8 protein-coding genes are annotated in these 6,392 nt (G+C 37.2%); all 8 read left to right on the top strand.

All coding sequences use genetic code 11. The features are described 5' to 3' along the window. Positions 1–185: 185 nt before the first annotated feature. Positions 186–569: a hypothetical protein gene (locus tag MWH25_RS12295; protein ID WP_248627947.1), complete on the top strand. Its 384-nt coding sequence runs from the start codon at positions 186–188 to the stop codon at positions 567–569. A gap of 346 nt (positions 570–915) precedes the next feature. Continuing rightward, on the top strand, positions 916–1,278 hold the full coding sequence (locus MWH25_RS12300; protein ID WP_428832831.1) for a methyl-accepting chemotaxis protein: 363 nt from the start codon (positions 916–918) through the stop codon (positions 1,276–1,278). Between the two features lie 261 nt (positions 1,279–1,539). Next, positions 1,540–1,782 (top strand): hypothetical protein, encoded by a 243-nt coding sequence (locus MWH25_RS12305; protein ID WP_248627948.1) that lies wholly within the window; start codon positions 1,540–1,542, stop codon positions 1,780–1,782. A gap of 57 nt (positions 1,783–1,839) precedes the next feature. Further along, the gene (locus MWH25_RS12310) at positions 1,840–2,079 is read left to right on the top strand and encodes a MerR family transcriptional regulator (RefSeq protein WP_345947264.1); all 240 of its coding nucleotides are present in this window, start codon (positions 1,840–1,842) and stop codon (positions 2,077–2,079) included. Between the two features lie 130 nt (positions 2,080–2,209). Beyond that, entirely contained in the window at positions 2,210–3,544 is a 1,335-nt protein-coding gene (gene glnA, locus MWH25_RS12315) for a type I glutamate--ammonia ligase (protein WP_248627949.1), read from the top strand. Between the two features lie 18 nt (positions 3,545–3,562). After that, positions 3,563–4,288 carry an NAD+ synthase gene (locus MWH25_RS12320; RefSeq protein WP_248627950.1) on the top strand — a complete coding sequence of 242 codons (726 nt, stop codon included), beginning with the start codon at positions 3,563–3,565 and terminating at the stop codon, positions 4,286–4,288. Positions 4,289–4,592: 304 nt separating this feature from the next. Then, the gene (locus MWH25_RS12325; RefSeq protein WP_248627951.1) at positions 4,593–5,930 is read left to right on the top strand and encodes an ammonium transporter; all 1,338 of its coding nucleotides are present in this window, start codon (positions 4,593–4,595) and stop codon (positions 5,928–5,930) included. Positions 5,931–5,947: 17 nt separating this feature from the next. Next, positions 5,948–6,286 carry a P-II family nitrogen regulator gene (locus MWH25_RS12330; RefSeq protein WP_248627952.1) on the top strand — a complete coding sequence of 113 codons (339 nt, stop codon included), beginning with the start codon at positions 5,948–5,950 and terminating at the stop codon, positions 6,284–6,286. Positions 6,287–6,392: the final 106 nt, after the last annotated feature.

Below are 6,392 nucleotides of genomic sequence, written 5' to 3' on the forward strand. Positions count from 1 at the left end.
AAGTGCCTAAGTGGCTATATGCCTATCTTAGGAGGGCTGATGGCACAGCCTAAAGTTTGCGTCATACTTGCCTACCACAAATGGACTGGCATTTAATCAGCAGACAACCTCGCAAGTTCCTTTAAGGAATCCCCGTTCGGATATTGTTTTTATGAGTTTCACGAAGAGTCCATTAGGACTCGTAGGTGACGATAGGAACGGGCGGGGAGGATGTCAATAATTTAACTGAATTAATTGAGGTATTATCTGATTGTAGTCAAGAGTTATCTGCTTCAGCTCAGACAGGTAATTCAATTACCGAAAATACTGCAGATAATGTAACTGAAATGGCAGCCAGTATTCAGCAGATTTCAGCGAGTAGTCAACAGGTGAGTGGTTTGGCCCAGCAAGCAGCAGCACAGACTGAGCTGGGAAGTGATAATTTGTCTACAGCTATTATGCAGATGGAAAAGATCAATAGTTCAATAGAAGAGGGAGTAACTTTGATTAATCAATTGAATATTGACGCTCCACGGGGCAAGCCCAACGTAGATTCCTCATTCCTAGAAACAAGCCTATTGTCAACCTAATATCAATTATTAGATTTGGTAGGTCTTACAGTTTCTCCAGAGGCTTAGAATCCCGTACGCCCTACGGTACTGACGATTAAGGATTTCTGATACCTTGAATATTTTACGCAACAGAGGAGCTTGGTTTTCGCTTCAATTCCTGTTGCAACTCCATATATTCAGTTGTTAGATTTACCTTAACTTATTTTTAGTATATCATATTTCTGAAATAATATCGAATTATTTTAGAAATATCGGCATTCATCCAGAGGGCAAGCCCATCTGGTCTTCTGCCGATAAATCCTATAACTCTGCAGAAATAGAAGAAATTGTTAATTTTATTACTAATATAGCAGAACAAACTAATTTGTTGGCTTTGGATGCTAGTATTGAAGCAGCAAGAGCAGGTGAAGCTGGACAGGGATTTGCAGTTGTAGCTGATGAAATTAGGGCTTTAGCAGATAATACAAATCAAGCTACAGATAAGATTGCCAATTTAATTAAAGAGATTTTAGATAAATCAGAATCAAGTTTGCAAGCTGTACTTGAGATTGAACAGAAAGCAGAGGTAGGTAAAGATATAATTGAAGAGGCAGGAGAATCTTTTGAGGAGATTAAGGAGAATACAGATGATATTAGTCAAATTTCACGAGATTTAATGGAGTCTTCACAGAGGTTATCTGAAATGGTAGAGCAGATAGAGGTTTCTATAGCAGGTTTTAATGTTTAAGGAAAAGCCGAGCCGTAATGGTTCGGCTTTTTTTGTGGGTTTATTACAATATTGTGGCACTTTGCCACTAAATATCAATTAAATGTAATTTTTTACTTGGCTGTAGCGGGAATGAAAGTATCATGATATGTTAATTATATAATAGAATTCCGAATTGAATTGAAAATAAATGGTATTTTAACTTGACAAAGCTGAGTGCAAGGTTTATAATTAACATATACTTAACATAAAGATGACATGAAACAGAATGGAGGGATTTAAATGTGTACTGCACTGGGAGAGCTAAGAAGACCTAAAATGGAGTATAAGGATAGAGAATACATGAACCTTAAAGAGGTTGCTATTTTGGTGGGTAGACCTTTAATTGTATTAGAAAATAGAGTTAAAACTGGAAAGTTAGCAGCGAAGAAGATTAAGGGTGAGTGGTATATGCCTAAAAAAGAGTATAAGAAGTTGACATCATATGCAATGCTTAATCAGGGGAGATATTATAGAGCGACCTGAATTAAGAATAGTTGCGAGAACAGGCAAGCTGGAAGAGGGCTGGAAGGAGGGGGTATGGTGGCTGGAGATAATCCCGAGACTTCAATCTATTCTATTGGAGTTACTAAAAAGAGGGTTGGATTAACAGCTCGGCGGATTCGTTATTATGAAAAAGCTGGTTTGATTGAGCCTGAACGGACTAAAGGGAACCAAAGACTTTATTCACAAAATGATATTGAAAGATTAAAAAAGATCAAAGGGCTGTTGGAGCAAGGGTTGAACCTTGCTGGAGTTAAGAGGAAGTTGAATAGCGAGTGACTTCTACGTAAACTAAATGTTAAGATTGTAGATTTTTTCATTTTTTCTTGACAAACTAAGATTAAAGGGTTATAATTAACACAAAGTTAACATAAAACTTACATGAAAATAATTTTGAGGAGGAATAAAAATGAGTCAATTATGTAAAGAAGATGTATTACAACAAGCAGAGGAGTTAGATGTTAAGTTCATTAGGTTGCAGTTTACGGATATTTTAGGAGTGATTAAGAATGTGGCGATTACAGTAGAGCAGTTGGAGGAAGCTTTGGATGGGCAGATAATGTTTGATGGTTCATCAATTGATGGTTTCACTCGAATTCAAGAATCTGATATGTATCTAAAGCCTGATTATGATACTTTTACTATTTTTCCGTGGAGGCCAAAAGCTGGTGGGACAGTTGCTAGATTGATTTGTGATGTCTATACTCCAGATGGAGAGCCGTTTGTTGGTGGGCCAAGAAATGTATTGCAGAAAGCATTAGAAGAAGCAGCAGAGATGGGTTATGAGATGTACGTTGGCCCGGAGCCAGAATTCTTTTTATTTGAAAAGGATGAACAAGGAAACCCAACTACAGTTACAAATGATCAAGGTGGTTACTTCGATTTAGGGCCAGCTGATACAGGGCAGGATGCTCGGCGAGATATTGTATTAGCTCTAGAAAAGATGGGTTTTGAAATGGAAGCTTCACACCATGAAGTAGCTCCTGGTCAGCATGAGATTGACTTTAAGTATTCTGATGCATTAACGACAGCAGATAACATTGCTACATTTAGATTTGTTACTAAGGCGATTGCTAATGAGCATGGATTACATGCTACTTTTATGCCGAAACCAATCTTTGGGGAAAATGGTTCGGGAATGCATATGAATCAGTCATTATTCAAAGATGGGGAGAATGTATTTTATGACCCAGATGATGAGTTGGGATTAAGTCAAACAGCTTACTATTATATTGGTGGATTATTAAAGCATGCTAAAGCAATTACTCCTATAACTAATCCAACAGTTAATTCTTATAAGAGGTTAGTACCAGGTTATGAAGCTCCAGTTTATTTGGCTTGGTCAGCATCTAATCGGAGTGCTTTAATTAGAATTCCTGCTGCTCGAGGAGCTGGAACTAGAGTAGAGATGAGAAACCCTGATCCTTCTGCTAATCCTTACTTAGCAACTGCTGTAATGTTAAAAGCTGGATTGGATGGAATTAAGAATAAGATTGAACCACCTAAAGAGATAGTAGAGAATATCTTTGCTATGGAAGCAGGGGAAAAGGAAGAAGCAGGAATTGAAAGTTTACCAGGTAATATTAATGAAGCAGTTCAAGAGTTATTAGCAAATGAATTGATGCAAGATGCATTAGGGGAGCATGTACTAGAACATTTTGTTGAAGCTAAGCAAATAGAGTGGGATATTTATCGAACTCAGGTTCATCAGTGGGAATTAGATGAATATTTGAAAGTTTACTAATTGATAGAGAGTGATAATATGTTAAGTAAAGATTATGAATTAATAGTAGAGAATTTAGTAAGTTGGATTAAAAAGAAAGTACAAGAAGCTGATTGTAAAGGTGCAGTAGTAGGACTATCAGGAGGAATAGATTCTTCGGTAACTGCTGTATTAGCTAAGAAAGCATTTTCTGATAGGATGTTAGGTGTGATTATGCCTTGTGTTAGTAATTTTCAAGATCAGAAAGATGCTCAATTAGTAGCAGAGCAGTTCGGGATAGAGACAGAAATAATTGATTTAACTGAAACCTATGAAAAGTTAATAGTAAAGTTAGATGCCAAGCATGATAGTAAGTTAGCTTTAGCTAATATTAAACCTCGCTTGCGAATGACTACATTATATTATTATGCTAATTTAAGAAATAGTCTAGTCGTGGGGACAGATAATCGCAGTGAGTTGAAATTAGGCTATTTTACTAAGTATGGTGATGGGGGCATTGATTTGGCTCCTTTGGGTAATTTGGTTAAGACTGAAGTTAAAGAGGTGGCGAAGATATTAGGAATCCCTGAGCAGATTATAAGTAAGCCACCTTCAGCTGGTTTATGGGCCAACCAGACAGATGAAGCTGAGTTAGGGTTGAGTTATGAAGAGATAGATCGTTATATCTTAACGGGGGAAGCTGATGAGAAGGTGCAACAAGTAGTAGAGCAGTTAGCAGCTAAGAATGAACATAAGTTGCAGCTACCTCCGATTCCTGAGTTTTAAATAGAGTTATTTACTTGAAAAGTAAAAGCTTATTACAATTATGTGTCACTTCCAGTGACACATAATTGAGTTGACAGTGTACGGTTTACAGTTTACAGTTAAGATCAAAACCTTAAAAAATTAAGACCTTTGAAATGCCTTATGTTGGCAGGTTTATAGTGATTTTGATTTAAGTTTTTAATGGTTTTAACTGTCAACCGTCAACTGTAAACTGTACACTGATATATAGTGGCAAAGTGCCACTATATATCAATTAAACTTAAGCTATTATTTATAAGTAAATAAGTATAGAGGAGTGGAGAAGATGAGAAGAAATTTACTTGTTTTAAGTTTGGTGGCGGTGGCAATGGCATTCAGTTCTACAGCTTTGGCGGCTGAGGTAACTGCTAAGAGTAATGCAGTAGCAATTAATACTATTTGGGTCTTATTAGCTGCATTTTTAGTCTTCTTTATGCAGGCAGGTTTTGCAATGGTAGAGGCTGGTTTTACTCGGGCCAAGAATGCAGGGAACATTATTATGAAGAATTTAATGGATTTTTCTGTAGGTTCTTTGATTTATTGGGCAGTTGGTTTTGCTTTTATGTTTGGAGCAGGTAATCAATTTATTGGGTTAGATGGTTTCTTTTTAAGTGGAGGATTTGAACATTTAGGGTTGGATATACCGATTAGTGCTTTTTGGATCTTTCAAGCTGTCTTTGCAGCAACAGCAGCTACTATTGTTTCAGGAGCAATGGCTGAGCGAACTAAGTATAGTGGCTATTTAGCTTATAGTATAGTAATTACTGGAGTTATTTATCCTGTTGTTGGTCATTGGATCTGGGGTGGTGGCTGGTTAGAAGGAATGGGTATGATTGATTTTGCTGGTTCGACAGTTGTTCACTCAGTAGGTGGTTGGGCAGCATTAGCAGGAGCTATTGTTTTAGGGCCAAGAATTGGGAAATATAATGAAGATGGTTCAATCAATGCTATGCCAGGCCATAATTTATTGATGGCAGCTTTAGGAGTCTTTATTCTCTGGTTTGGTTGGTTTGGCTTCAATCCAGGTAGTAGTTTAGCGGGGATTGATTTAAGTATTGCTGAGATTGCAGTAACAACTAATTTAGCAGCAGCAGCAGGAGCGACTTTAGCAATGATTGTCAGTTGGATTAAGTATGGTAATGCAGATGTCAGTATGACCTTAAATGGTGCTTTAGCTGGTTTGGTTGGAATTACAGCTGGAACTGCTGATGTAAGTAATGTTGGAGCAGTAATTATTGGAGTGTTAGCTGGAATAATTGTGATTTATGCTGTAGAAGTGATTGACCAGCTTCATGTAGATGATCCTGTAGGAGCAATTGCAGTACATGGTATTTGTGGAGCTTTTGGAACTTTAGCAGTTGGTTTTTTAGCACTAGAGGGTGGATTATTGTATGGTGGTGGAATTGACTTATTAGTTGTGCAAGGAATAGGAGTACTTAGTGTAGCAGCATGGACCTTTACGACAGCTTATGTTTTGTTCAAAGTAATAGATGCTGTAATTGGTCTTCGTGTCTCCCCTGAAGAAGAGAAAGCAGGTTTAGACTTGACAGAACATGATTCGATTTCCTATCCTGATTTTGTCTCACCACATTGGAAGACTGTTGAAGTAAATAAAACAGAATAAGAAAGGGGAGTTAGCTGATGAAGAAGATAGAATGTATCATTAGACCAGAAAAATTAGAGGAGTTGATCCGAGCACTTGAGGAGTTAGGGATCAATGGATTAAACCTCACTCAAATTACAGGTTATGGAGAGCAAAAAGGGGCTACTAAGGTCTATCGTGGAGTAAAGTATGAGGTTAAGTTAAAAGAGAAGATAAAGATAGAGATAGTTATTTCAAAAGAAGAGGTCAAGGATTTAATAGATGTCATCGTTAACACAGCGAGGACAGGGGAAGTTGGAGATGGTAAGATCTTCATTTCTGAGGTTGAAGAAGCAATTAGAATTAGAACTGGTGAAAGAGGTCAGGATGCGGTTTAATATTATGATTATCTAACTTCAAAATTGAACTTAATTACAATTATGTGTAACTTTTGCTTAGAACCATGAGGGAGATTTCTCGTTCTGAAAGATTTTTTCTGAGCTT

The organism is Natroniella acetigena, assembly GCF_023227745.1.
Lineage (GTDB): Bacteria > Bacillota > Halanaerobiia > Halobacteroidales > Halobacteroidaceae > Natroniella > Natroniella acetigena.